Source organism: Agrobacterium sp. ST15.13.015, from assembly GCF_027871645.1.
Lineage (GTDB): Bacteria > Pseudomonadota > Alphaproteobacteria > Rhizobiales > Rhizobiaceae > Agrobacterium > Agrobacterium leguminum.
Genome location: NZ_JAQAHF010000004.1, coordinates 147,928 through 173,837 on the forward strand (window position 1 = coordinate 147,928; position 25,910 = coordinate 173,837).

Sequence of the window (25,910 nt, forward strand, 5' to 3'; positions counted from 1 at the left end):
TCACTGCCCCAACCGTTCGAGAAGTGCGGGAACGTGGACCTGATCCGCCTTGTAGTTGCCGGTCAGCATATACATCATGATGTTGACGCCGGACCGGAAGGCATGCTCGCGCTGCATCTCGTCCGGCGGCACGGTGGGCAGAACCGGTGCGCCCTGCGGATCGACGGCCCATGCGCCGGCGAAATCATTGCCGGTTATCATGATCGGCGTCACGCCATCACCGGAGGAGGAAAGGCCGGAGGTGGTCTTGGCGGCACCCTGGCGCGATTCCACCCAGAGCGGGGAGCCGTTGTAACGGCCGGGGAAATTGGTGAGCAGGTAGAAGGAGCGCGTCAGAACGTGGTCTTCCGGCACGGGCTCCAGCGGTGGGATATCGATATTGGCGAGGATCGCCTGCAGGCGCTCGCCGTTAGGGCTGGTCGCGCCGGTATCGAGCGAAGAGAACTGGTCGCGCGTGTCGAACAGCACGGTGCCGCCGGCGCGCATGTAGGCGTCGATGCGTGAGATGGCGGCGCTTGAGGGCATGGGTGCCGTTGCGGAAACCGGCCAGTAGATGATGGGATAGAAGGACAATTCGTCTTTGGAAATATCGAGGCCCACAGGCTGTCCGGGCTCCAGCGTTGTGCGCCAGGTCAGGAATTCGCTCAAACCCTGCAGGCCCTGTTCTGAAATGCGGTCGACATCGTCTTCGCCGGTGCGGACATAAGCGAGATGGGTGGTGTCCAGCCGCTCGAAAATCTGTTCGTCGCCGGGTTTGGGATCGTCGGCGCGGGCGTCGGTTGGCGACATGGCGGCAAAGGCGCCAAGCGCCAGAAGCACGGTGGCGGCTGTGGCGCTGCGGGCTTTCGGCAGGCGTGCGAAGGCGCCGTTCATGAAGAGCACGATCAGGCTGTCGGCAATCAACATCAGGAAGGCGGCGATGAAGAGCGCGGGACGCAGCGATTTCGCCGTTTCGCCGATCAGGGCTTCGCTGGTGGTGCTGACACCGGCGGCGGAGGTGTCGAGCGGGCGAAGTGTGGCACCTGCGGGTAAGAGATTGAGAGCCACGAAACCATCCTCTGTGCCATAGAGGCCGGGGGGATTGTCGAAACCGGTGCGCGGCGGCTGGCCGGCGCGCATTTCCAGCGGCCGGGCAGTGCCGATTTCGGCTGAAAGCGCGCCTTCCGCCGTCAGCAGCCGGAAGGGCGGAAGGGCCGCGGCCGGGGCATTGGCGTTGGCGGAAGCGCCGCCCGCCTTCGACAATTGAACGATACGGCGCAGCATATCGACGAAATGGCCAGAGATCGGCAGGTCAGACCAGCTTGCTTCCGCGCTGACATGGAACAGCACGATACGGCCAGCCTCGACATTGCGGGTGGTGACGAGCGGCGTGCCATCGGCAAGGCTTGCCCATGTGCGTTCGGCCAGATCCGGTGTCGGTTCGGCCAGAACCTGACGCTTGACGAGGACACCGTCGGCCTTCGGCATGCCGGCAAAGGCGCCGAAATTCGGGAAATCGGCAAGCGGCTGCGGCTCGGCCCAGGAGAGCGCACCGCCAAGCGCGCGTTCGCCCTGTCTCAGTGTTACAGGCACGAGCGGATCGTCGGCCGGGGCTGCGGCAAGGCGCGGTCCGGCAAAACGGATCAGCGTGCCGCCGCCGGCGAGCCACCGCTGCATCGGCTCATAGGTTTCCTGCGGCAGACGGCCGATATCGGCCATGACGATGACCGAAGGATTGGATTGCAGGATTTCCGGGATCGCTTGCGCCAGATCGGCCTGCCGCTGCGGGATGAGATCGGCAAACGGCTGGAGCGCGCGGCTGATATAATAAAGCGGCTGCAGCAACGGCTGGAAATCATTGCCGGTTTCGCCGGCCAGCAACGCCACGCGGCGGCGACGGAAGCCGTCATCCAGAAGATGCACCGCACCCGCCGTCGACACGCCTTCGAGCGAGAGGCGGGCGAAATCGTTGCGCAATTCGAAGGGTGCTTCCACCGTCGCCGTGGTTTCAGCCGCGCCGGGCGCGAAGTTTGCGACGCCGTTGGCGAGGATGCGGCCCTGGCTGTCCTGTGCATTGACGGTTATCCGGCCGGCTTCGGCGGTATCGAGGCGCGACAGTGTGACGCTCATGGCATCGGCATTGTTGGTGGCGCCGGTAATGGCTGTAATCGCCCTGCCGTCGCCCTTCACGATGCGGAATTCGGCGGGGGAGAGGCTGGCGAGCGTTCTCATCGCGCTTTCATCCTGCGCGGTCTGAACACCATCGGCAATATAGGCAATCGTGCCGGGGGCCGTGCCGTTCAGCGCCTCGGTGATGGCTTCCGCCGTGCGGATACGATCTGGAACGAGCGGCTTCGGCTTTGCTGCGGCGAGTTTTTCAAGTGCAACGGCTGTCGTTCCCGGTACGGCGTCATGTTCCGCATCGGCGGTGAAGCTGATGGAGACGGGGCGGTCGGCCCGTTCCGCATCGCCGATCAGGGCCTGAGCGGTCGCCACGCGTCTTTCCCAGTCAGGTGCGGAGGCCCAGCTGTTGTCGACCACCAGCACCAGCGGGCCGCTGCCGGCAATGCTGTTGTTGCGCGGGTTCACCACCGGATCGGCGAGCGCGAAAATCACGGCGGCGGCAAGCGCCATGCGCAGCAGGGTCAGCCACCACGGGCTTTTCGAGGGCGTTTCCTCGCGTTTCAGCACCGTCGCCAATATCTTCAGCGGCGGAAAAACTTCCGCCTTGGGGCGCGGCGGGGTGAGCCGCAGCAGCCACCAGATGGCGGGCAGCGCCAAGAGGCCGAGGAGGATATAGGGGCTGGTGAAGACGAAAGGCAATGCGCTCATCTGTGCCCACCGCCTTGCCCACCGCCCTGTGCTGGCGCGCCGGAAAGATACATGTGCATGGCCACAAGCGCCTCGGAAGCGAGATGATCGGTGCGGTGGAACACGAAGTTCCAGCCGAGACGGCGCAGCGACGAGGACAGCGCCTCACGCCTTGCGAGATAGGCGCGGGTGTAATCCTCGCGAATGGTTTCGGCACGGCCGGACACCAGTTTTTCGCCGGTTTCCGGATCGGTGAATTCGGTGCGGCCGGAATAGGGGAAGGTCTCTTCGGCCGGATCGGCGATTTCCACCACATGGCCGCGCAGGCCGCGCCGCGCCAGAGGCGAAATCCGCTCCATCACGGCTTTGGCATCATCGAGAAAATCGCCGATGAGGACGATGTCGCTCGCGCCGCGGATCATGCCCGTTTCCGGCATGCCGGTGGTCAGCGGCGCGTGCATGATGGCGGCGGCCAGCCGTTCGGCGGCGTTTCTGGCCGAGACCGGCTCCATGATGCCGGGACAACCGATGCGCTCGCCCGAGCGCGCAAGGATTTCCGCCAGCGCCAGCATCAGCACCAGCGCCCGGCTTTCCTTGGAGACGGAGCCGAGGGTGGATTTGAACATCATCGACGGCGACATGTCGGCCCACAGCCAGATGGTGTGGGCGGCTTCCCATTCGCGGTCACGTACATAGGTATGGTCGTCGCGGGCCGAGCGCCGCCAGTCGATGCGCGACAGGCTCTCGCCTTCGGCATAGGGGCGGAACTGCCAGAAATTTTCACCGATGCCGCGCTTGCGGCGGCCGTGCCAGCCGGCGGTGACGGTGTTGGCGATGCGCTTTGCCTCGACCATGCAGTCCGGCACCAGGGCTGCGCGCTGGCGCGCGCGCGCCAGAACTTCGCTACCCGGCGTCTTGTCTACGATCTGGCCGATGGATGCCACATGCAGTCCTTTCGCGAACGTGCGTTCAGTTCTTCGCCTGCTCCACGAGCGCTGCGATGACATCGCGCACCGACATGCCTTCGGCGCGGGCCGCAAAGGTCAGCGCCATGCGGTGTTCCAGCACCGGTTCGGCCAGCGCATGGACATCGTCCAGCGACGGGGCGAGCCGGCCTTCGTAAAGCGCACGGGCGCGGGCCGTCAGCATCAGCGACTGGCCGGCGCGCGGGCCCGGACCCCAGACAACGTGTTTGTCGGTCAATTTGTTGCCATGGCCGGGGCGGGCGGAGCGGACGAGCGACAGGATTGCGTCCACCACCTTGTCGCTAACCGGCATCTGGCGGATGAGGGCCTGGATTTCCATCAGGCGCCCGGCATCGATCACGCCGCGCGCTTCGCCCGAGGCGGTGCCCGTGGTGTCGAGCAGGATCTGGCGTTCTGCGGCAAGCTCGGGATAACCGACATCGACCTGAAGCAGGAAGCGGTCGAGCTGGGCTTCAGGCAGCGGATAGGTGCCTTCCTGCTCCAGCGGGTTCTGGGTGGCGAGAACATGGAACGGCTTCGGCAGCTCATAGGTCTGGCCGGCCATGGTGATGTGATATTCCTGCATGGCCTGCAAAAGTGCGGACTGCGTGCGCGGGCTGGCGCGGTTGATTTCATCGGCCATCAGCAGCTGGCCGAAAATCGGACCCTTGATGAAACGGAAGGAACGGCGGCCGTTTTCATCCTGATCCATGACTTCGGAACCGAGGATATCCGACGGCATCAGGTCCGGCGTGAACTGGATGCGGTTGGCATCGAGGCCGAGCACGGTGCCGAGCGTGGTGACGAGCTTGGTCTTGGCAAGGCCGGGAACGCCGACGAGCAGCGCATGGCCGCCGGAAAGGATGGCGAGAAGCGTGTTCTGCACCACTTTTTCCTGGCCGAAAATGACCTTGGAGACTTCCGTGCGGATGGCCGCGATATCGGAAAGCGCCTTTTCGGCCGAGGCGACGATGGCCTTTTCATCGAGGGTTTCGCCGGTATTCATCACGCCCATGTCGCTCTCCTCATACCTTCGCCGCTGTCACAGTCGCATCCCGGTTTTGCTGGCAGTCGGCCGGGACGGATTTTGCGCTGCATATAGCTTATTGCTCTCTTGGCCGCTGACAAGCGCCATTCGAATGACTATGTCGTGACTTAGTATTTCCTTATCGGCAAAGCGAGACTCGAATATGGCAGCGGAGACGATAAATTCGGCAGGCGATGCGGCCGGGCTTGCGGCGATGATTTCCCGCGCCGCCGAACAGACCGGCGACGCCAAACGCGGGCCGGCCCCGGTGGAGCGCTGGAACCCGCCTTTTTGCGGCGATCTCGACATGGAAATCCGTGCTGACGGCACCTGGTTCTACCTCGGCACCCCCATCGGCAGGGCGCCGCTGGTGCGGCTGTTTTCCACGGTTCTGCGCAAGGATGAGGATGGCAAAACCTATCTCGTAACTCCTGTGGAAAAAGTCGGCATCCGCGTCGTGGACGCGCCTTTCGTCGCCGTGGAAATGAAGCTGACGGCGGGTGAGGATGATGGCGAGCCGCTGCTGACCTTCCGCACCAATGTCGGCGATGTGGTGGAGGCGGGGCCGGAGCATCCGCTGCGGTTCGAGGTTTTCGGTGAGAACCGCGAATTGAAGCCCTATCTTCTGGTGCGCGGCAGACTGGAAGCGCTCGTGTCGCGGGCGGTGATGTATGATCTCGTCGCACTTGGCGAGGTAATAGACGTGGAGGGCGTCGACATGTTCGCCGTGCGCTCAGGCGGGGTCGTTTTCCCGGTGATGCCCGCCAAGGAACTGGAACGGCTTTCGCAATGACGACAACGGCATTCAAGACTTTTACCGCCGCCGATTTCCGCTGCCGGGTGTTGCAGGAAGGCGAGGGCGTGGCCGAGCGTGAAAATGGCGACCATGTCCTCAATCCGGGTGTGGTGCTTTCCGGGAACGGCATCAGGTTGAAGGACGCCGCCGTGCTGGTTCCGGTCATTGACGATGGCAACGATGCGCGGGTGATCTTCACCCAGCGCACTTCGACGTTGCGCAAACATTCCGGCCAGATTTCATTTCCGGGCGGCGGCATCGATGCCGAGGACCGGACGCCGGAAGAGGCGGCGCTGCGCGAGACGGAAGAGGAAATCGGCCTTTCCAGGTCTTTCGTGGAAACGGTCGGGCGTCTGCCGGATTATATTTCCGGCACGGGTTTCCGCATCAAGCCGGTGCTGTCCATCGTTCGGCCCGGCTTCGACCTGACGCTCAATCCAACGGAAGTGGATGAGGTTTTCGAGGTGCCGCTGTCCTTTCTGATGGACCCGGCCAACCACGGGCGCGGCAGCCGCATCTTTCAGGGGAAGGAGCGGTTTTTCTACGAAATGCCCTATGGCGAACGCTACATTTGGGGCATTACGGCGGGCATCGTCAGGACGATTTACGAGAGGTTTTATTCATGAGCAGCCTTGCCGGGCGGGACTGGTTTGAAAAACCGGCGCTGAAGCGCATTTTTACGCTTCTGAATGCCGATGGCGGCGAGGTGCGGATCGTTGGCGGCGCGGTGCGCAATGCGCTGATGGACCTGCCGGTGGTCGATGTCGACATGGCGACGACGCTCACCCCTGACGTGGTTGTTGCGCGGGCCAGGGCGGCAGGCATCAAGGCGGTGCCGACCGGCATCGAACACGGCACGGTGACGCTGGTGATCGATGGCGAAGGTTTCGAGGTGACGACGTTGCGCCGCGATGTCGAAACCAATGGCCGCCACGCACAGGTGGCCTTCGGCACCGACTGGCAGACCGACGCGGAGCGGCGCGACCTCACCATCAATGCCCTCTATGCCGACGAAAAGGGCGAGATCATCGACCTTATCGATGGTCTTCCCGATATCGAGACCGGCACTGTGCGTTTCATCGGCGATGCGGCGATGCGGATTTCGGAAGATTATCTACGGATTCTCCGGTTTTTCCGCTTTTTCGCCCATTATGGTTCCGGCCGCCCGGATGCGGACGGCTTGCGGGCAAGCGCGCGGGCCAAGGACAAGCTGGGCACCCTTTCGGCCGAGCGGGTGTGGAGCGAGCTGAAAAAGCTGCTTTCCGCCCGCGATCCTTCCCGCGCCCTTTTGTGGATGCGGCAATCGGGCGTTCTGGCGGAAATTCTTCCCGAAACAGAAAAATGGGGCATCGACGCCATTCATGGGCTGGTGGCGACGGAGCAGGCTCTGGGCTGGACGGTGGAGCCGATGCTGCGGCTTGCCGCCATCGTGCCGCCTGACAGGGACAGGCTGGCCGCCCTTGCCGCGCGTCTCCGGCTGTCGAAGGCCGAAGCGGCTTATCTTGCCCATTGGGCTTCGGCGCCGGCGGCTGACCCGGAGATGAAGGAGACCGCGCTCGACCGGTTGCTTTATCGTCAGGGCGTCGAGGGCGTGAAGACGCGGCTGAAACTGGCGCTTGCTTCGGCCCGTGCCGATCTTTCGGCTGGCGACACGGCCATGCAGAAAGTGGCGCGGCTTTCGACTTTGCTGACGCGGGCGGAAAAATTCCACAAACCGGGCTTTCCGCTGAGTGGTGCGGATGTGATGGCCGCGGGCGTCGAGGCCGGACCGAAGGTGGGCGAAGTGCTGAAAAGCCTCGAGGAAAAGTGGGTCGAAGTCAATTTCTCACTCGACCGGGCAGCGTTAACCGCCCGGCTGAAGGATATGCTGGAGAATTGAGGTCAGCGACGGCGGCGTCGCGGCTCAGGCCGCATTTGCCTCGTCGCGAATGCGGGATTTGATATTTTCGATCATGTTCTCGCGGATGACGGTCTCGCCGTGCGCCGATCGCATATGTTCCACGGTGCGCCGCACCACTTCGGCGTCGTCATCTGCGCGCGTGTGCCAGGCACAGCCGGGCACGAGCGTTCCACATTCAAACAGTCTCATGGTCTTGCCTCCCTGTTTTAGAGCGCCATGCGTCCTTTCGGACGCATGAAGGACGCTCTAACATATTGAGTCTGCACATTCTCCCTGTCGAAAAGCGGAATCGATTTTCGACAGGGAGAATGTGCGAGAGTGAGGGACAGCAATTCGATTGCCTGCTGTCCCTCCGACAAGAAACGAATGTTCACCGCTTATGTTCCAGAGCGGCGTCCTTCGACCTTATTCAGGCCCCTATTCGGGCATCGCCCAGCACTGGAAAACAGAGGATGTGCCGGCTGCCGGAATTTTTGTACGAGGCATTTCGTCATTGGCCGCCCGCCGTGCCGTTTTTTGTCCGGCAAGGGAGCGTTTTACCTGCTCGACATAAAAGGAATGCGGCAGTTCGCGATCACCCGTGGCGCGCATTTCCGCTGCCAGGCGGTCGATCAAATCAGGGGTATCGATGGAATGCTGGGCTTCCTCGGGGGAAGCAGAGATAGGCATGCTGTTCGAAGTAATCATGACGATAGCTCCTCCAGTACGTCTGCGGGGAGGAGACTATCATCGCCTTGATTTTTCCATAAGTCCTAATTTGCGCTATTTGCGACAAATTGGCTGATGAGCGTCAAATTTGCGTGAGGTTTTTTAAGGCCAGCGCACCACCGGCGGCAGAGACGAGAGGATCGATTCGACGTTGCCGCCGGTCTTGAGGCCGAAGATCGTGCCGCGATCGTAAAGCAGGTTGAATTCCACATAGCGGCCGCGGCGGATGAGCTGCTCGTCGCGGTCTTCTTCCGTCCAGTTCTGGTTGAAATTGGCGCGGACGATTTTCGGATAGACCAGATTGAAGGCGCGGCCGACATCCTGCACGAAGGCGAAATTGGTGTCCCAGCCGCCATTTTCCTCCTGCGGGTGCAGCCAGTCGAAAAAGATGCCGCCGATGCCGCGGGCTTCGTTACGGTGCTTGAGGAAGAAATACTCGTCGCACCACGTCTTGTAGCGCGGATAATCGGCAACCGGATGGCGGTTGCAGGTGATTTCGAAGGCACGGTGGAAAAGCTGGCTGTCCGGGTCTTCCTGCGTCCGTCTGCGCCCCAGCACCGGCGTCAGATCCGCGCCGCCGCCGAACCAGTGGCTGGTGGTGACGACCATGCGGGTATTCATGTGCACCGCCGGCACATTGGGGTTGACGGGATGGGCGATGAGCGAGAGGCCCGACGCCCAGAAACGCGGGTCTTCTTCCGCACCCGGTATCTGCTTGCGGAATTCCGGCGAGAATTCGCCATAGACGGTGGAGGTGTGGACGCCAACCTTTTCGAAGACGCGGCCTTCCATCATCGACATCTTACCGCCGCCGCCCTCGCCATTGTCGCGCAGCCAGTCTTTCTGGACGAAACGGCCGGGCTCCTGGTCGGAAAGAGGTCCGGTCAGGTCGTTTTCGAGGGTCTCGAAGGAGTTAACGATGGTGTCGCGCAGATGCTGGAACCAGGCTTGGGCAAGGGCCTTCTTGTCTTCGATGTCGTCGGGCAAGCCCTTCGGCAAGATTGGCCGTTCCATGCGTATTCTCCTTAGGTGAAGTCGATTCCCTGTCGCGTCTAGCAGGTGCAGGCCCCGCGCACAAATTCGACTCGCCAAGTTCACATGCGGGCACTATCTTTATCGATGTAGGTGCCAGAGGTGAATATCATGACGAAATTTACCGGACCGCCGCCCCTCGACGGGCTGAAGCGCAGGATCGCCAATCACCGCAAGGCGCGTGAAGGCTCGGGCGACGACAAGACGCGCAACGGCATGTTCGTGCGGCAGACCTTCTGTCTCGGACGCGAGGAAGCCCGCGCCAAAGCGCGCGAATGGTTCGACAGCTTTCCGAAAGCGGCCTACTGGACGGAAGTGGAAAGCTGGCGGCAACTGGAAGGCGACCGCATCGAATTCACCATGCGGCGGCTTCCTTCGGCGGATTGAAGTTTAGAGCGTTTTCGCATTTCCCCCGAAATGCTTTCAGGCGCGGGGCTCGGCATAACGCAGGCGGCTTTCGATCAGCACGCCGCTTTCATCCAGAATGGGATGCGCCACCGTGACGATATGGGCGTTGATGCGCTTCAGATCTCGCAGCATGTCGAGATGCAGCGAACTGGTCTGCATGCTTTCCGCAAGCCCGTCTCGCAGCCGCTCCAGATGGCGGTTGGAGGACTGTTTTTCGAGGCGGCGTATATCCACCTTGCTTTCCATCAGCCTGCGGGCGAGTTCGAAATCGCCGGTTACCAGAATACTCTGGGCGGCGCGCAGGTTCTCGATGGTCATGTCGAACAGGGTTTTCAGCTCTTCATAGCCGTCATCGGAAAACTTGAAGCTGTTCAGCACCTTCTTGCGGATCTGCTCGCAGATGCCTTTTTCGATGATATCGCCGATATGTTCGAGGTTGATCGCGTAATCGATGATGGCGATCGAACGGCGGGCTTCTTCGTCGGCAAGCCCCTTGCGCCCCAGTTGCGACAGATAAACCTTCACCTCCTGCTGGCGCCGGTCGACCTTCTTTTCGAGCAGGGAAACCTCCTGAAGCGGCGCCAGATCATTGTGCTTGAAGGCGTTTTCGGCGCGGATCAGCATGCGCTCGATGCTGTCGCCGACACCCAGCACTTCGCGGGTGGCGTTGGCAAGGGCCACGACCGGCATGTCCAGCGCCTGCTGGTCGAGGAAATTCGGACCGTCTTCGGCTTTCGGATCGCCCGGCACCAGCCTCGCCATCAGGTCGGACAGGAGGCCGGAGAAGGGCCAGGCCAGCGCCGCTAGAATGACGTTGAAGATCAGATGGGCGTCGACCGGCAATTTTGCGGGCGAAAGCGGCAATTGCTGCAGGAACTCCGCGCCATAGGAGGCGAGCGGCAGGGCGATGAGGCAGCCAATGGTGCGCACCAGAAGGTTGCCCATGGTGATGCGCCGCGCCGAGGCAGGGCCGGAAAGCGTGGCGATCACCGGCGGAATGGCGCCGCCGAGATTGGCGCCGAGAATGAGCACGATGATGAGGCCGGTGGAAAGCGTGCCGGTGGCGGCGAGCGACAGGATGAGCACCACGACGGCAAGGCTGGAAGACGAAACGAAGGCGAGCACGGCGGAAAAGATCAGCGCGACGGGCCATGCCCCGTCAAGCAGGCCGATAAAGACGCCGAGAGCCGGCGAGGCGCGCATCGGTTCTGTCGCGCCGCTCAACAGATGCAGCGACAGAAGCATGAGGCCGATGCCGATCAGCGCCGTTCCGCCGCCCTGCCGGGCATTGGAACTGCCCTTTTTCAAAATAATGCCAGCAAGGATCAGCAGCGGCGACAGCCATTCCACGCCGGCTGCCACGATCCATGCGGTAACGGCGGTGCCGACGTTGGCGCCGAGCAGCACCACCTGCGCCATGCGCGGCCTGATGAGGTCTCGTTCAGCAAAGGAGGCGACGGTGAGCGCCGTCGCCGTCGAACTTTGCAGCGCGACGGTGGCGAAGAAGCCGGAGAAGAAGGAACGCGGACCGTTCTGGGTGCCGGTGGCCAGCACGCTTCGCAGTTTCATGCCGAAGGCGCGGGTGACGCCATCCTTGACCTGGGAAAGGCCGAAGAGCAACAGCGCGACTGCGCCGAGAAGGTTGACGATGACAATGGTGGATTGCATGCGACGTCTCCTCACACCCGCCGGCGGATGGTTCCGGCGAGCACGATTTTTATTGTCCGGCTAATCAGTATAGGAGCCTCAATGCCCTCGGTACAGGCCGGGTTGCGACAGTTTTGAAGTAAAAACGGTCAAATTTTGTATTTGCCCGAAAAATTGGCGTTAAAAATGACGCCTAGGCCCATGCCACCTGGCGCAAAGCCTCGCCAGCGATCATCGCCGCCGACATGGCGACGTTGATGGAGCGCTGTCCCGCCACCATGGGGATGATGATTCGCACCTCTGCCTTTTCATGCACATGGTCCGGTACGCCCGCACTTTCGCGGCCGAAAAGCAGGATGTCATCCGTGCGGTAGGCGATCTTCGTATAGGGCAGGGCGGCTTTGGTGGAGGCGAGAACGAGACGGCGGCCGGTGGTTGCCCGCCATTCCTCGAAACGGTCCCAGCTGACATGGCGCGTCAGCGCCGCCGCTGCGATATAATCCATGCCCGCCCGTTTCAGATTGCGGTCGGAAATATCGAAACCGGCCGGCTCGATGATGTCGACCCCGAGGCCGAGACAGGCGGCCAGCCGCAGGATGGTGCCGGTGTTGCCGGGAATATCGGGCTGGTAAAGGGCGATCCTTATTTCGGGCATGGTATCGGGCATGGACGTCTCACTGCGGTTTGCGTGCCCATCCGATTATCACGGGCAGGGGCCGGGCGACAGCTATGCTGCAAAAAGTCCCTTTGAAGCGCCGTTCCCGGCTGGATATTCATTCGCGTGACACACAGGGCGGCTACCCGCGGCCGAATAGGGCGATGTCCGCATCGTTTAACGGGCGGAGACCTCGCGGGGTCATCTCCGCCCGTTCGCCTTTGGGCGGCACCTGCATGTTTTCTCGCGTATTCGGTGTCTTTCCGACTGGTCATTGACTAAATTTTGCGCTACAAGGCCATATCTTCAACACCAGCCAAGGGAGGTTCTCATGCCAAATGACATTCGCATCCGCCTCCCGGCCCCAGTCGTGCCGCTGCTGGCTTAGGTGTTACTCCGCGGTTCGCCCGCGTTTCCCATTTTTCGATTCGTCATGTGGCTGTCACGGCCATATCCAAAGACTTTTCCGTTCCGTCGTGAGCCATATTTGTGTCCGCTCACCATGTCACGATGGAGCGATTGATTGCCGGAGCTTGGCCTATGTTTGGCTGGTTTGAAAAACGCCTCGATCCTTTTCCCTCTTCGGCGCCCTCCGTGCCGCCAAAGAAGCTTTTGCCGTTCCTGTGGCACTATGTGAAGCCCGCATGGCCATGGCTCCTGCTGCTCGGCCTGATGTCCATGGGCATCGCGATTGCGGAAGCCATGCTCTACAAATTCCTTGGCAATATCGTCGACTGGCTGTCCACGGCCAATCGCGAGACATTTTTTGCCGATGAGGGCTGGCATCTGATCGGCATGGCGGCGCTGGTGCTCTTCGTGCTGCCGCTGATGGGCGCGATCCACACCATGACGATGCACCAGACGCTTGCCGGCAATTTCGGCATGATTGCGCGCTGGAAGATGCACCGTTTCCTGCTGCGCCATTCCATGAACTTCTTCGCCAACGAGTTTGCCGGCCGCGTTTCCACCAAGGTGATGCAGACGGCGCTGGCGATCCGCGAAGTGGCGCTGAAGGTGATCGACGTCTTCGTCTATGCGATCAGCTTCGTCGTCTCGATGCTGTTCATGGTCGCGGCGGCGGACTGGCGGCTGGTCATTCCGCTGCTGGTCTGGCTCGGTATCTATATGGCCATCCTTGCTTATTTCGTGCCGAAGCTCGGCCGGCTGGCGCAGGAGCAGGCGGATGCGCGCTCGATGATGACGGGCCGGATCGTCGACAGTTACACCAACATCTCAACGATCAAGCTGTTTTCCCATGCGGGGCGCGAGGAAAGATATGCGCGTGAGGGCATGAATGTGTTTCTCGGCACGGTTCACCGCCAGATGCGCAAGATTTCCGGCTTCAACATCCTGATCGACCTCAACAACGCCCTGGTGCTGTTTTCCACGGCGGCGCTCGGTCTTTATTTCTGGATGCAGGGTTCGGTCACGGCCGGTTCGGTCGCCATCGCCATCAGCCTTGCCATGCGCGTCAACGGCATGTCGCAGTGGATCATGTGGGAAGTCACCTCGCTGTTCGAAAATATCGGCACCGTCTATGACGGCATGTCGATGATGACGAAGCCGCACGACATCGTCGACGTTCCGAAGGCGCCTGAGCTTGCCGCACCGCAGGGCGCGATCCGTTATGACAATGTCCGTTTCCACTACGGCAAGAACAAGGGCGTGATCGACGGGCTGACGCTCGACATCAAACCTGGCGAAAAGGTCGGTCTGGTCGGGCGCTCGGGTGCGGGCAAGACGACGCTGATGAACCTGCTTCTGCGTTTCTACGATCTGGAAGCGGGCAGGATCACCATCGATGGGCAGGACATCTCCAAGGTGTCCCAGGACAGCCTGCGCGAGCTGATCGGCGTCGTGACGCAGGATACCTCGCTGCTGCATCGCTCGATCCGCGACAACATCGCTTATGGTCATCCCGAAGCTACGGACGAGCAGGTGATCGCGGCGGCGAAGCGGGCGAATGCCTGGGACTTCATCGAAACGCTTGTCGACATGCATGGCCGTCAGGGCCTCGATGCGCAGGTGGGCGAACGCGGCGTGAAGCTCTCCGGCGGCCAGCGCCAGCGTATCGCAATCGCCCGCGTCTTCCTCAAGAACGCGCCGATTCTGGTGCTGGACGAGGCGACTTCCGCGCTCGACTCCGAAGTCGAGGCGGCGATCCAGGAAAACCTGTTCTCGCTGATGGAAGGCAAGACGGTAATCGCGATTGCCCACCGCCTGTCGACACTGACCGAAATGGACCGGCTCATCATTCTCGACAAGGGCCGGATCGTGGAGGCGGGCAGCCATGCGGAGCTGGTGGCGATGGGCGGTATCTATGCCGACCTGTGGCGGCGCCAGTCCGGCGGCTTCATCGCCGACCATGAGGCGGAAGTGGCCGCAGAGTAAGGAAAAGCGAGAGGGCGGCAAGCATGGTTTCCCGCCCTCTCGCCTATGATATGTGTGCCAACCTCTCTTCCGTCATACCGGACTAGATCCGGCATCCAGCCACGGCGCGTCCGCGCCGTGAGAGGAGTCTTTTGCGATCAAGGACTTGATCGCGCTGGACCCCGGATCAAGTCCGGGGTGACGGTGTGAGGATGCAACCGATGCGCAAAATATCGCTGGGTCGATTTAAGGGCGGGGAACATTCCCCGCCCTTCTTCATTCCACGAATGTTACCGAAATATAATCTCTTCCCGAAGCCTTCGCGGCTGTTCCCGCTCCGGGAATCCGCCTATATCCGGATCATGGTTATTACCCGCATCTTCGAGTTTTTCGAGAACTGGATAAAGCCCTTCGCCCGCAAGGACGATTTGCGGCCGCCTGAAAGCACGTTCGCCTTTATCTGGTTCTACATCTCGCAGGCCAAGGCGCCGTTTTTAGCCATGCTGGTGCTGGGCGGGCTGACGGCGGCCATCGAGGCGGCGCTGTTCTGGTTCGTCGGGCGGCTGGTGGATATTCTCTCTACCGTGAAGCCGGAAGAGGGCTGGGCGGGGCTGCTTGCGGCCCATGGCGGCGAGCTGGTGGGCATGCTGGTGCTGATCGGCGTGGTGCGTTTTATCGTCACCATGGTAACGGCGCTGGTGGATCAGCAGATCATCACGCCCGGCTTTTACAATCTGGTGCGCTGGCAATCCTATATGCATGTGGCGCGGCAATCGCTGACCTTCTTCCAGAACGATTTTTCCGGCCGCATCGTCACCAAGGTCTGGTCGGGCGGGCAGGCGGCGGGCGATCTCGTCACCTCGCTGATGGAAAGCGTGTGGTTCGTCGGCATTTATTCCGTTTCCATGCTGTTCCTGATTGGCGGGCTCGACTGGCGGCTTGCGGTCGTCGTCGTCGTCTGGGTGGGGATATTCTCGCTGCTGGCGCGCTATTTCGTGCCGCGTATCCGCTACCATTCCAAGGAAACGGCGGAAGCCGCCTCGATGCTCTCCGGCCGCATGGTGGATGCCTACAGCAATATCCAGACGCTCCGGCTGTTCGGGCGAGATGATGCCAATGACCGCTACATGCGGCAGGGTTTCGACATTTTCCAGCATGCGACCATGACATTCACCCGGTTCATCACCGGCGTGCGTGCCTCCATGGCGCTGTTGTCCGGCGTGATGATCACGTCCATGGCCGCGCTCTGCATCGATCTGTGGCTTTCCGGCAAGATCAGTTCCGGTGCGGTGGCCTTCACGCTGGCGCTGGTGCTGCGTCTCAACTTCCTGCTCGGCCGGCTGATGACGCAGTTCAACGGCATCATGCGCAATTTCGGCACGGTGCAGAATGCCGCCGAACTGATTTCGCAGCCGATCGGTCTCGTCGATGCGCCGGAGGCGACAGCGCTGGAGGTGAAGAAGCCGGGCATCCGTTTCGAAAATGTCAGCTTCCATTACGGGCGCGCGAACGGCGTCATCGACCATCTCAATCTCGAAATCAGAGCGGGCGAGAAGGTAGGCATCGTCGGACGCTCCGGGGCGGGAAAATCCACCCTCGTCAATCTGCTCCTGCGTTTTTACGATGTCGAAAAAGGCCGCATCCTGATCGACGGGCAGGATATCGCCAGGGTGACGCAGGAATCGCTGCGCGCCCATATCGGCATGGTCACGCAGGATACGTCGCTGCTGCATCGCTCCATTCGCGACAATATCCTGTTCGGCCGCACCGACGCCACCGAAGCGCAATTGCAGGAGGCGACGCGGCGAGCCAAGGCGGATGATTTCATCGCCAGGCTCGAGGATCAGCGCGGCCGCAAGGGGTTCGACGCACATGTGGGCGAACGCGGCGTGAAATTGTCCGGCGGCCAGCGACAGCGCATCGCAATCGCCCGCGTGATGCTGAAGGACGCACCGATCCTCGTGCTCGATGAGGCGACGTCGGCGCTCGATTCGGAGGTGGAGGCGGCGATCCAGAGCAATCTGGATGAGTTGATGCAGGGCAAGACGGTGCTGGCCATCGCCCACCGCCTGTCGACCATCGCGGCTCTCGACCGGCTGATCGTGATGGATCAGGGGCGCATCGTCGAACAGGGCAGCCATTCCGATCTGGTCATGCAGGGCGGACTTTATTCGGAACTCTGGGCGCGGCAGTCGGGCGGTTTTCTTGCCGCGGACGAAGCGGCGCAATAAGGCCCTCGGCTATTTCCCGATCATGAAATCCGCCATCAGGCCATAATGATTGGAGCCGAGGCTGTCGGGCAGGCGGGTGGTTTTCATCAGCGTCGCCGGTTCGCGGGCGAAGATGTGGTCGATGGCGATGCCGAAGCGGCCGGCCTCTGTCGGCCATGTGGCGGGTTCGAAGGTCGCTTTTTTCAGATCGTTGGCGGCGAGGAAAGCGCGCATGTCAGGGGCGATGCTGGCCGAATTGAAATCTCCGGCCAGAATGAGCGGCCCGGTGACGCGAAAGAGAATTTCACTGACTTCATCGAGTTCGTCGCGATGATAATCGTCGAAATAGGGCTTGGTGATATGCCCGGCGGCGAGCGTCAGTTCCGTGCCGTCAAGATCGATATGGGCTATGGCGAACCGATCCCGCCGAAGATCGCTGAGACTATGGAAACGGCCTTCCAGCAACGGTCTTTTTGACAGGATCACCAGATCGCATCCGGGCGTTCCGGTGTAACAGCCAAGCCTGTGCGGATAGGTTTGCTGCAGTCGCGGCAGGGCCGATTTCAGCGCCGCCGCCTCGAAGAGATAGATGGCATCCGCACCCGATTCGAGAATCGTGTCGGCAATTGCATCCGCATTGGTGGCATTGTCCATCAGCACGTTGAAGGACAGCAGCCGGAAGGATTTGGCGCCCGGCGCCGGGTTGGCGGATGAGGAAAATTCCAGAAGCATGGCAATGGCATGGATGGCGAGCGCAAGCGACCACACGACGAGGAGCGCGGAAACCGCGTCGCGCGTCAGCCAGAAAACGAGGCATGAGAGCAGGATACAGACGATGGCGATGTGCAGCTGGAAACTGGTGACGAAGGCGAGAAGCCAGAAATCCGTCACATAACGCAGGCTGGCGACGAAAAGAACGGCAGCCACCGCCGTGGAGACCATGCAAGAGAGCTTCGCCGTCATCCGAATCCCTGCTTTCCGCGCTCTCCCTTGAAGTCTCCTAACATGGTGCATGGATGCGCACAATGTTGCCCGCCTGCCAAGGACGGCGAAAAAATGCGAGCCAAATCGGCCCCCTCCGGCAGAATTACGGCAGCTTTGTGTGCTTTGCTCTTGCCAAGTCAGTCAATATTTTGCGATCAAACACATGACGCGGTTTCTCAAATGCCGCGAGAATGACCAGGACGATGGGACGGAGTTTGTCTTGGATCAAATCATAGCGGGAGGACTCATGCGATTTACGGCAAAAACAGCGCAGAGGATGGTGTAGCGGTGAGCGAGCACGTAACCAATCACGACGCTTCGGGTGAACCGACCCGTCGCGATTTTCTTTACCTAGTGACGGGAATGGCGGGCGCTGTCGGTGCCGCCGCCGTCGCATGGCCCTTTATCGACCAGATGCGTCCCGATGCATCGACGCTGGCGCTCGCCTCCATCGAGGTGGATGTCACGGCCGTCGAGCCGGGCATGTCGCTTACCGTGAAGTGGCGCGGCAAGCCGATTTTCATCCGCAACCGCACGGAGAAGGAAATCGAGGAAGCCAAGGCCGTCGCTCTCGGCGATCTGAAGGATCCTGTGGCGCGCAATGCCAACATCGCCGCCGACGCGCAGGCGACGGATATCGACCGCTCCGCCGGCGAGGGCAAGGAAAACTGGATCGTCATGGTCGGTTCCTGCACCCATCTCGGTTGCGTTCCGCTCGGCCAGGCCGGCGATTTCGGCGGGTGGTTCTGTCCCTGCCATGGCTCGCACTACGATACGGCGGGCCGCATACGTAAGGGTCCGGCGCCGGAAAACCTCGCCATCCCGACATTTGCATTCACATCCGATACCGTGATCAAGATCGGATAAGGGGACAGATATTCATGAGTGGTCATTCCAGTTATCAGCCGTCCACCGGCATCGAAAGGTGGATCGATTCGCGGCTTCCCTTGCCGCGCATGATCTATGACAGCTTCGTTGCCTATCCTGTCCCGCGTAACCTGAACTACGCCTATACCTTCGGCGCGATGCTTTCCGTCATGCTGCTGGTGCAAATTCTCACCGGCGTCGTGCTGGCCATGCATTATGCGGCCGAAACGACGGTCGCCTTCAATTCCGTCGAAAAGATCATGCGCGACGTCAACCATGGCTGGCTGCTGCGCTACATGCATGCCAACGGTGCGTCGTTCTTCTTCATCGCGGTTTACCTGCACATCGCCCGCGGCCTTTATTACGGCTCCTACAAGGCGCCGCGCGAAATCCTCTGGATTCTCGGCTGCGTGATCTTCCTGCTGATGATGGCGACGGGCTTCATGGGCTACGTTCTGCCCTGGGGCCAGATGTCCTTCTGGGGCGCAACCGTCATCACCGGCTTCTTCACCGCGTTCCCCGCCATCGGCGAATGGATCCAGCAGTTCCTGCTCGGCGGCTTTGCCGTTGATCAGCCGACCCTGAACCGCTTCTTTGCGCTTCACTATCTGCTGCCCTTTATGATCGCAGGCGTCGTGATCCTGCACATCTGGGCACTGCATGTGACCGGCCAGACCAACCCGACCGGCGTCGAAGTGAAGAGCAAGACCGACACGGTTCCCTTCACGCCCTATGCGACGCTTAAGGATGCGCTCGGTGTTTCCGTGTTCCTGATCGGTTATGCCTGGTTCGTGTTCTACATGCCGAACTTCCTTGGCCACCCCGACAACTACATCATGGCCGATCCGCTGAAGACGCCGGCGCATATCGTTCCAGAATGGTACTTCCTGCCGTTCTACGCCATGCTGCGCGCCATCACCTTCAACATCTGGATCATCGATTCCAAGCTGGGCGGCGTTCTCGTGATGTTCGGCGCGATCGTCGTGCTGTTCTTCCTGCCCTGGCTCGATACGTCGAAGGTGCGTTCCGCCGTCTATCGTCCCTGGTACAAGATGTTCTTCTGGCTGTTTGTGGTCAATGCCATCATGCTCGGCTGGCTGGGTTCACGCCCGGCGGAAGGAACTGGCCTGCTCGGCCTGCTCACCGGCGAGCTGAAAGGCAATTATGTCGGCTATTCGCAGCTCGGCACGCTTTATTACTTCGGTTTCTTCCTCGTCATCATGCCGATCCTCGGTCTGGTCGAAACGCCCCGGCGTATTCCGAATTCGATTACCGAGGCCGTTCTCGAAAAGAACGCCGCCAAGACAGGTGCCGCATCTGCGGCTGCCGAAGTCTGAGCGCGAAGGAAGGATGACGACAATGAAGACGCTTCTCACGAGCATCGCGCTTTTCGCCGCCATTGGCTGTTCCGCCGCCGCTTTTGCGGCGGAGGAGAGCCATGATCTCGCCGCCCAGGCCACGCATGCGATCGCCGGCAATCACTTCCCGGTCATCAAGCCCGAGGAGCAGAGCTGGTCCTTTGCCGGACCCTTCGGCAAATACGACAAGGGCCAGCTGCAACGCGGCCTGAAGGTCTATAAGGAAGTCTGCTCCGCCTGCCATTCCATGAGCCTCGTTTCCTTCCGCACGCTGGAGGATCTCGGCTATTCGGAGGAGCAGGTGAAGGCTTTCGCCGCGGAATATGAGGTACAGGACGGGCCGAACGCCGATGGTGAAATGTATAATCGCAAGGCCGTGCCTTCCGATCATTTCCCTTCGCCTTTCCCGAACCATGAGGCGGCCGCTGCCGCCAACGGTGGAGCGGCCCCGCCCGACATGTCGCTGCTCGCCAAGGCGCGTGGCGTGGAGCGCGGTTTTCCGCAATTCATCATCGACATGATCCCGATCGTCGGTGGTTACCAGGAAGGCGGCCCGGATTATATCCATGCGCTGCTGACCGGATATCAGGATCCGCCGGCTGGCATAAAAAACCCGGATGGTTCGGAGTACAAGGTGTCGGAAGGCACGCACTTCAATCCGTACTTCGTCAGCGCCACTTCCTTAAAGATGGCGCCGCCGATCAGTGCCGATCAGGTGACCTATGATGACGGCGCGCCGCAGACCGTGGACCAATATTCCAAGGACGTCGCTGCGTTCCTGATGTGGGCGGCAGAACCGCATCTGGAAGAGCGCAAGCGCACCGGCTTCATGGTCATGGTGTTCCTGTTCATCTTTACGGCGCTGATCTATCTCACCAAGAAATCGGTCTACGCCAACAAGGAACATTGATCGGCATCCAGAAGATGCCCGTCAGTCATTGGCCCCCACGGTCTTCCGTGGGGGCTTTTTCATGTGCCGGGAGGGATGGTGGAAATGACGACAATTCGTAACGGCGGCTGCCTGTGCGGCTCCATCCGTTTTGAAGCGAAGGGCGAGCCCGGTAATCCGCACAGTTGCTCCTGCGATATTTGCCAGCGCCATTCCGGTGCGCCCGGCCTTGCCTGGGTGGAGTTCGAGAAGGATGCGGTGACATGGACGGGAGAGGGCGGCGCGCCTTTGACTTTCCGATCCTCCGATTATTCCAGCCGGGCTTTCTGCCCGATCTGCGGCAGCACGCTTGGCGCCGTCGACGACGCGCCGACGGTTGCGCTGGTCTTTGGAAGTTTCGATGACAGGGACGATGAGGCGCTGCGGCCCCTGTCGCATTCCTTCGAGGATGTCTGCCCGGTCTGGGCGCGGATCGAGGGAATGTCGCCGGCGGAATGAGCGCCGGCCCTTTTTAGTTGGTCCGCAGCCGTCAAGTTGATAGGGTGGTCCGAACCTTCTGATCCATTTCCCTTATCTCAACTGGAAATACCATGACCGTCATCGCTTCGGAGCTTTCCGCTGCCATCCGTTCCATTCCCGACTATCCGAAGCCGGGCATCATCTTCCGGGACATCACGACATTGCTCGGCAACCCCCGCGCTTTTCGCCGTGCCGTGGACGAACTCGTGCAGCCCTATGCTGGAACGAAGATCGACAAGATCGCCGGCATGGAAGCACGCGGCTTCATTCTGGGCGGTGCGGTGGCGCATCAGCTATCGGCCGGTTTCGTGCCGATCCGCAAGAAGGGCAAGCTGCCGCACACCACCGTCCGTGTCGCCTACAGCCTTGAATACGGCGTCGACGAAATGGAAATGCATGTGGATGCGGTCCAGCCGGGCGAAAAGGTCATTCTGGTCGACGACCTGATCGCCACCGGCGGCACTGCCGAAGGTGCGGTCAAGCTTTTGCGGCAGATGGGTGCGGAAATCGTTTCCGCCTGTTTCGTTATCGACCTGCCCGATCTCGGTGGCCGCAAGAAGCTGGAAGACCTCGGTGTCGAGGTGCGCACACTGGTGGAGTTTTCCGGCCACTGAGATGGTAACGGGGCAATGATGACGCTATTGCCCCGACGCTTTTCTATTCGAATTCCAGAACCCCGCTCTGGAAGGTCATCACTGTTTCTCCCGACTGGTTGACGCCCTCGTTAAATGTGGTGTTCAGCCAGACGCCGGCTCTGGATTCCAGCGCTCGGGTGTCGAGCAGGGTCACGAAATAGGTGACATCGTCTCCGGCGAAGACCGGTTTTTTCCATTTGAGTTCGCGAAAGCCGGGGGAGGGGCCGAGTTTGGGCGGCTCAAGGCCCTGTAGCTTCAACCTTTTCACCTCTTTGGCCCAGTGAGAGAGGAAGCATTTCATCCAGCCTGCGCCGGTGTGCCAGCCGGAAGCGCAGAGAGCGCCGAAAACGCTGTTCTTTGCGGCTTCCGCGTCGAGATGAAAGGGCTGCGGATCGAAATCGCGGGCAAAACGGATGATGTCTTCGGCGGAAAAATGCAGTGTGTCGAGGGTGACACGTTCGCCGATGGGAGAAAGTTCTGCCAGTTTCATGCTGCAACGCCTCCATTGCCGCGCATCAGGAACATCACGGTGTTTTCCCCGTGCGACACCAGAACGCCGCGCTGGTTATAAAGCTCGTGGCGTAATTTCACGAGGCCGATGCCGGGGCGCGACGCGGAGGGCCGCTGTTCCAGCACGATGGATTTTCCGACAAGCGTATCGCCCGCCAGAACCGGCTTTTTCCAGTCGACGAAATCGATGCCGGGGCTGCCCTGCGAGGTCGAGTTCGAAATGTAGCTGTCCGCCATCATCCGCATCAGCAGACTGCAGGTGTGCCAGCCGGAAGCCGCCAGGCCGCCGAGAATGCTCTGGCGGCCAGCCTCTTCGGAAAGATGCATCGGCTGTGGGTCGAATTCGCTGGCGAAGGCGATGATCTGCTCTGCGGAGATCGATTGCGGGCCCAAAGGAAATTCCCGACCGACGGAAAAATCCTCATAGGCATATGTCGCGACCGGCGTCATGGTTTCCTCCCTTCGCACAGTCAATATCGACGGCATCTAAAATGATTTTTCCCTTTACGTAAAGGTCAAATCGAGGATGCAATGCAGAGGAATGGGGCGAGCGGGGAGCCACGTGTTTCTTCTCCCCGAGGGGGAGAAGGTCGCGGCAGCGGGATGAGGGGGCGAGGGTAGAGATAAACCCAGAGCTAGCCCCCTCATCCGACCCTTCGGGCCACCTTCTCCCCGGCGGGGAGAAGAAACCGTGCCGCAATGTTCGGCTACCCCTCTCAGCGACCCTATCGAGGTCGCCAAAGGCCGGATCAGGTATTGAAGCGGAAGTGGATGACGTCGCCGTCCTGAACCACATATTCCTTGCCTTCGTCGCGAGCCTTGCCGGCTTCCTTCGCGCCGACTTCGCCCTTGAAGGCGACATAGTCGTTGTAAGCGATGGTGTTGGCACGGATGAAGCCGCGTTCGAAATCGGAGTGGATGACGCCGGCGGCCTGCGGGGCCTTGGTGCCGCGCTCGATGGTCCAGGCGCGGCATTCCTTCGGGCCGACGGTGAAATAGGTGATGAGATCGAGCAGCTTGTAGCCGGCGCGGATCAGGCGGTCGAGGCCTGCTTCCTCGAGCCCGAGGGCGGAGAGGAATTCCTTCGCCTCTTCATCGGGAAGCTGTGCGACTTCGGATTCGATCGCCGCGGAGATGACGACGGATTCCGCACCCTGGGCGTTCGCCATTTCGGCAACGGCCTTGGTATGTTCGTTGCCGTCGACGGCGTCGCCTTCGGCGACGTTGCAGACGTAGAGGACCGGATGCGCGGTCAGGAGGTTGAGGCCCTGAAGGATGCGCAGTTCTTCGGCATCCAGCGTGGAGAGCAGGGTGCGGACCGGCTTGCCTTCGTTCAGGAGCTTCAGCGAGGCTTCCATCAGCGGCAACTGCGCCAGCGATTCCTTATCCTTGCCGGTGGCGCGCTTGCGGGTCTGTTCCGTGCGGCGCTCAAGGCTTTCGAGATCGGAAAGCATCAGCTCGGTCTCGATGGTTTCGGCATCGGCCACGGGGTTGATGCGGCCTTCGACGTGGGTGATGTCGTCATCTTCGAAGCAGCGCAGAACGTGAACCACGGCGTCCACTTCGCGGATATTGGCGAGGAACTGGTTGCCGAGGCCTTCGCCCTTCGATGCGCCGCGCACCAGGCCGGCAATATCCACGAAGGAGATGCGGGTGGGGATGATTTCCTTCGAGCCGGCAATGTCGGCGAGGATTTTCATGCGCGCATCCGGAACCGCCACTTCGCCGGTGTTCGGCTCGATGGTGCAGAAGGGATAGTTGGCCGCCTGCGCCGCTGCCGTTTTCGTCAGCGCGTTGAAGAGAGTGGACTTGCCGACATTTGGCAATCCAACGATACCGCATTTGAAGCCCATGGCTTGAAACCTGTCCGTTTGAAAGAATTCGTTGAGGAGCCTTTTGCGGAAAGGGCAGGGCAAGGTCAAGCCCGCGGGCCGATTTGTGCGGGCAAAGCCCCTTTAATGGTGCTGAATTTCGGGCAGGGTTGCCGATGCTGCGGTTGCGGCGCAATATAAGCCGGTCAAGCGATCGATCTTTCGTCATCAACGGGGTTTTCCCATGAACTACCGCGATGAGCGACAGGCACGAGCGACCATGATGAGTGACAGTCCTGTCGATCTCAAGCCGAAACCGAAAGTCAAACCGAAGCTGGAGCGGCCGAAGCTCTACAAGGTCATTCTGCTGAATGACGACTATACGCCGCGTGAGTTCGTTACGATGGTGTTGAAAGCCGTCTTCCGCATGAGCGAGGAAACCGGCCACCGGGTGATGATGACGGCGCACCGCTTCGGCAGCGCGGTCGTCGTTGTCTGCGAGCGCGATATTGCCGAGACCAAGGCCAAGGAAGCGACCGATCTCGGCAAGGAAGCGGGTTTTCCGCTGATGTTCACCACCGAGCCGGAGGAGTAAGCGTTAATCCTGCCGGATCTGAAAGCCCGTCTTGTTCTGCACGAAACCGCAGCTTTCATAAAAGGCGTGGACCTCCGGGCGTTGTCGCCCGGTCAGTAGCATCACCTTGTAGCAGTTCGCCGCAAAAGCCGCCTCGACGGCATGGCGCACCACCGCGCGGCCATATCCGCGGCCGCGACGGTTTTCCAGCGTCACCACGTTTTCGATAAGGGCATAGGGGCGGGCGGCGCGCGTCAGGTTCGGAACGATCTGTAGCGTGGCGGTGGCGACCGCTTCTTCGCCTTCGGTCGCAAGAAACACGGTCAGGCCCGGCTGGGCGAGCATGGCTGCGAAAGCCGTGTTCGCTTCTTCTGCCATCATTTCAGGGTCGGACGGATTGAGCGCCCGGTAAAGGTGAAGCAATCCGGCCAGGTCGCCGGCTCCGGCTGCCCGCAGGACGATGGGCTCGGAAGACATCCGCGATCTAGTCCTTCTTGCTGAACATGCGTTTCAGCATTTCGGCCATCGGGCCGGTTTCCGGCAGCTTTTTCGGCTGGGCGCTGTTGCGTGCCTGATGGATATGGGACTGTGCGGCGGGTTTGGCTGCCTTGGCCGGCTTTTCGGCTTCCGGGTTGGTGCCCGCGGTGAGCGCCAGCTTGTTCATCAGCTGCGAATCCTCGGCTTTCACCAGCATGGCGGCATTGTCGGCAATGGCGTCCAGAAGCGGATCGAGCCAGACCCGGTCTGCCTTGGCGAAATCGCCGAGCACGTGGCCGTGCACCCGCTCCTTGTCACCGGGATGGCCGATGCCGAGACGCAGGCGGCGATAGTCCTTGCCGCAATGGGCGTCGAGCGATTTCAGGCCGTTGTGACCGCCATGGCCGCCGCCGATCTTGATGCGGGCGCGGCCGGCCGGCAAATCCAGTTCGTCGTGGATGGCGATGATGTCTGCCGGCGCAAGCTTGAAGAAGCGCATGGCTTCGCCGACGGACTCACCCGAAAGGTTCATATAGGTCAGCGGCTTCATCAGCAGGACCTTTTCGCCGCCGATCTCGCCTTCGGAAATCTCCGCCTTGAATTTTCTCGACCAGGGCGCAAAGGACGGCAGGCGCTGCAGCGCATCGACGGCCATGAAGCCGATATTGTGACGGTTTCCCGCATATTGCGCGCCGGGATTACCAAGTCCTGCTATGATCTTCATGGGGCATGTCCGCGTTTTGCCTGATGATGCTGTTGTCACCACCCCGAAAACCGC

The 25,910-nt window shown here is 61.1% G+C and carries 26 protein-coding genes; 12 read left to right on the plus strand and 14 right to left on the minus strand.

The genetic code is table 11. From position 1 onward, the window contains the following. Genes PIB16_RS07940 through PIB16_RS07950 form a run of 3 tightly spaced genes read right to left on the minus strand, consistent with a single transcriptional unit; the run spans position 1 to position 4,770 of the window. On the minus strand, positions 1 to 2,811 hold the full coding sequence (locus PIB16_RS07940) for a DUF4159 domain-containing protein (RefSeq protein ID WP_271045365.1): 2,811 nt from the start codon (positions 2,809 to 2,811) through the stop codon (positions 1 to 3). After that, complete coding sequence (locus PIB16_RS07945; protein WP_003523086.1) at positions 2,808 to 3,734, minus strand: DUF58 domain-containing protein; 927 nt, start codon at positions 3,732 to 3,734, stop codon at positions 2,808 to 2,810. The genes PIB16_RS07940 and PIB16_RS07945 overlap by 4 nt, the downstream gene beginning before the upstream one ends. Before the next feature lie 25 nt (positions 3,735 to 3,759). Next, positions 3,760 to 4,770, minus strand: coding sequence for an AAA family ATPase (locus PIB16_RS07950; RefSeq protein WP_065655696.1), 1,011 nt, complete (start codon positions 4,768 to 4,770; stop codon positions 3,760 to 3,762). A 175-nt stretch (positions 4,771 to 4,945) separates the two neighbouring features. Here PIB16_RS07950 and PIB16_RS07955 point away from each other — a divergent pair, with 175 nt between their 5' ends. Genes PIB16_RS07955 through PIB16_RS07965 form a run of 3 tightly spaced genes read left to right on the plus strand, consistent with a single transcriptional unit; the run spans position 4,946 to position 7,457 of the window. Continuing rightward, the gene (locus tag PIB16_RS07955; protein ID WP_196379211.1) at positions 4,946 to 5,575 is read left to right on the plus strand and encodes a DUF1285 domain-containing protein; all 630 of its coding nucleotides are present in this window, start codon (positions 4,946 to 4,948) and stop codon (positions 5,573 to 5,575) included. Then, positions 5,572 to 6,204, plus strand: coding sequence for an NUDIX hydrolase (locus PIB16_RS07960; RefSeq protein ID WP_220317258.1), 633 nt, complete (start codon positions 5,572 to 5,574; stop codon positions 6,202 to 6,204). The genes PIB16_RS07955 and PIB16_RS07960 overlap by 4 nt, the downstream gene beginning before the upstream one ends. Then, the gene (locus PIB16_RS07965) at positions 6,201 to 7,457 is read left to right on the plus strand and encodes a CCA tRNA nucleotidyltransferase (protein ID WP_271045366.1); all 1,257 of its coding nucleotides are present in this window, start codon (positions 6,201 to 6,203) and stop codon (positions 7,455 to 7,457) included. The genes PIB16_RS07960 and PIB16_RS07965 overlap by 4 nt, the downstream gene beginning before the upstream one ends. A 24-nt stretch (positions 7,458 to 7,481) precedes the next feature. Here the strand turns inward: PIB16_RS07965 and PIB16_RS07970 are convergent, their stop codons facing one another. From PIB16_RS07970 to hemF, 3 genes are all read right to left on the minus strand, one after another. Continuing rightward, positions 7,482 to 7,667 carry a DUF1059 domain-containing protein gene (locus PIB16_RS07970; RefSeq protein WP_003523091.1) on the minus strand — a complete coding sequence of 62 codons (186 nt, stop codon included), beginning with the start codon at positions 7,665 to 7,667 and terminating at the stop codon, positions 7,482 to 7,484. Between the two features lie 228 nt (positions 7,668 to 7,895). Further along, positions 7,896 to 8,165, minus strand: coding sequence for a hypothetical protein (locus PIB16_RS07975; RefSeq protein WP_065655700.1), 270 nt, complete (start codon positions 8,163 to 8,165; stop codon positions 7,896 to 7,898). Positions 8,166 to 8,288: 123 nt separating this feature from the next. Beyond that, positions 8,289 to 9,200 carry an oxygen-dependent coproporphyrinogen oxidase gene (gene hemF / locus PIB16_RS07980; protein ID WP_271045367.1) on the minus strand — a complete coding sequence of 304 codons (912 nt, stop codon included), beginning with the start codon at positions 9,198 to 9,200 and terminating at the stop codon, positions 8,289 to 8,291. 129 nt (positions 9,201 to 9,329) lie between these two features. Here hemF and PIB16_RS07985 point away from each other — a divergent pair, with 129 nt between their 5' ends. Further along, positions 9,330 to 9,605 (plus strand): hypothetical protein, encoded by a 276-nt coding sequence (locus tag PIB16_RS07985; protein WP_003523094.1) that lies wholly within the window; start codon positions 9,330 to 9,332, stop codon positions 9,603 to 9,605. A gap of 36 nt (positions 9,606 to 9,641) precedes the next feature. Here PIB16_RS07985 and PIB16_RS07990 read toward each other — a convergent pair whose 3' ends face one another. Further along, positions 9,642 to 11,294 (minus strand): Na/Pi cotransporter family protein, encoded by a 1,653-nt coding sequence (locus tag PIB16_RS07990; protein ID WP_078051781.1) that lies wholly within the window; start codon positions 11,292 to 11,294, stop codon positions 9,642 to 9,644. Positions 11,295 to 11,466: 172 nt separating this feature from the next. Then, positions 11,467 to 11,940, minus strand: a complete 474-nt coding sequence (locus PIB16_RS07995; protein WP_442866777.1) for a tRNA (cytidine(34)-2'-O)-methyltransferase — start codon at positions 11,938 to 11,940, stop codon at positions 11,467 to 11,469. Positions 11,941 to 12,468: 528 nt separating this feature from the next. On the opposite strand from PIB16_RS07995, the gene PIB16_RS08000 reads away from it, so the two are divergent. Together PIB16_RS08000 and PIB16_RS08005 are read left to right on the plus strand one after the other, a co-directional pair. Beyond that, on the plus strand, positions 12,469 to 14,319 hold the full coding sequence (locus PIB16_RS08000) for an ABC transporter ATP-binding protein (RefSeq protein ID WP_003523098.1): 1,851 nt from the start codon (positions 12,469 to 12,471) through the stop codon (positions 14,317 to 14,319). Between the two features lie 200 nt (positions 14,320 to 14,519). Next, positions 14,520 to 16,529, plus strand: a complete 2,010-nt coding sequence (locus tag PIB16_RS08005; protein ID WP_423753059.1) for an ABC transporter ATP-binding protein — start codon at positions 14,520 to 14,522, stop codon at positions 16,527 to 16,529. A gap of 9 nt (positions 16,530 to 16,538) precedes the next feature. On the opposite strand, the gene PIB16_RS08010 is transcribed toward PIB16_RS08005, so the two are convergent. Then, positions 16,539 to 17,471 carry an endonuclease/exonuclease/phosphatase family protein gene (locus tag PIB16_RS08010; RefSeq protein WP_271045368.1) on the minus strand — a complete coding sequence of 311 codons (933 nt, stop codon included), beginning with the start codon at positions 17,469 to 17,471 and terminating at the stop codon, positions 16,539 to 16,541. A 309-nt stretch (positions 17,472 to 17,780) separates the two neighbouring features. On the opposite strand from PIB16_RS08010, the gene petA reads away from it, so the two are divergent. The 5 genes from petA (at position 17,781) to PIB16_RS08035 (ending at position 21,739) form a co-directional block, all read left to right on the plus strand. After that, on the plus strand, positions 17,781 to 18,359 hold the full coding sequence (gene petA / locus PIB16_RS08015; protein ID WP_065655706.1) for a ubiquinol-cytochrome c reductase iron-sulfur subunit: 579 nt from the start codon (positions 17,781 to 17,783) through the stop codon (positions 18,357 to 18,359). A 14-nt stretch (positions 18,360 to 18,373) separates the two neighbouring features. Further along, entirely contained in the window at positions 18,374 to 19,696 is a 1,323-nt protein-coding gene (locus tag PIB16_RS08020; protein ID WP_065655707.1) for a cytochrome b, read from the plus strand. Positions 19,697 to 19,718: 22 nt separating this feature from the next. Continuing rightward, complete coding sequence (locus PIB16_RS08025) at positions 19,719 to 20,627, plus strand: cytochrome c1 (RefSeq protein ID WP_104679553.1); 909 nt, start codon at positions 19,719 to 19,721, stop codon at positions 20,625 to 20,627. A gap of 84 nt (positions 20,628 to 20,711) precedes the next feature. Further along, positions 20,712 to 21,104 (plus strand): GFA family protein, encoded by a 393-nt coding sequence (locus PIB16_RS08030; RefSeq protein WP_271045369.1) that lies wholly within the window; start codon positions 20,712 to 20,714, stop codon positions 21,102 to 21,104. Positions 21,105 to 21,196: 92 nt separating this feature from the next. Continuing rightward, positions 21,197 to 21,739 carry an adenine phosphoribosyltransferase gene (locus PIB16_RS08035; RefSeq protein ID WP_003494623.1) on the plus strand — a complete coding sequence of 181 codons (543 nt, stop codon included), beginning with the start codon at positions 21,197 to 21,199 and terminating at the stop codon, positions 21,737 to 21,739. Positions 21,740 to 21,782: 43 nt separating this feature from the next. On the opposite strand, the gene PIB16_RS08040 is transcribed toward PIB16_RS08035, so the two are convergent. The 3 genes from PIB16_RS08040 to ychF form a co-directional block, all read right to left on the minus strand. Then, positions 21,783 to 22,250 (minus strand): MaoC family dehydratase, encoded by a 468-nt coding sequence (locus tag PIB16_RS08040; RefSeq protein ID WP_065655709.1) that lies wholly within the window; start codon positions 22,248 to 22,250, stop codon positions 21,783 to 21,785. Then, on the minus strand, positions 22,247 to 22,720 hold the full coding sequence (locus PIB16_RS08045; RefSeq protein WP_065655710.1) for a MaoC family dehydratase: 474 nt from the start codon (positions 22,718 to 22,720) through the stop codon (positions 22,247 to 22,249). The genes PIB16_RS08040 and PIB16_RS08045 overlap by 4 nt, the downstream gene beginning before the upstream one ends. A 299-nt stretch (positions 22,721 to 23,019) precedes the next feature. After that, the gene (ychF, locus tag PIB16_RS08050; protein WP_271045370.1) at positions 23,020 to 24,123 is read right to left on the minus strand and encodes a redox-regulated ATPase YchF; all 1,104 of its coding nucleotides are present in this window, start codon (positions 24,121 to 24,123) and stop codon (positions 23,020 to 23,022) included. 241 nt (positions 24,124 to 24,364) lie between these two features. Here ychF and clpS point away from each other — a divergent pair, with 241 nt between their 5' ends. Continuing rightward, a complete protein-coding gene (clpS, locus tag PIB16_RS08055; protein ID WP_065655944.1) occupies positions 24,365 to 24,676 on the plus strand; it encodes an ATP-dependent Clp protease adapter ClpS in 312 nt (103 codons plus the stop codon). Positions 24,677 to 24,679: 3 nt separating this feature from the next. Here clpS and PIB16_RS08060 read toward each other — a convergent pair whose 3' ends face one another. Together PIB16_RS08060 and pth are read right to left on the minus strand one after the other, a co-directional pair. Then, a complete protein-coding gene (locus PIB16_RS08060) occupies positions 24,680 to 25,132 on the minus strand; it encodes a GNAT family N-acetyltransferase (protein WP_065655712.1) in 453 nt (150 codons plus the stop codon). 7 nt (positions 25,133 to 25,139) lie between these two features. Further along, on the minus strand, positions 25,140 to 25,856 hold the full coding sequence (gene pth / locus PIB16_RS08065; RefSeq protein ID WP_271045371.1) for an aminoacyl-tRNA hydrolase: 717 nt from the start codon (positions 25,854 to 25,856) through the stop codon (positions 25,140 to 25,142). Positions 25,857 to 25,910: the final 54 nt, after the last annotated feature.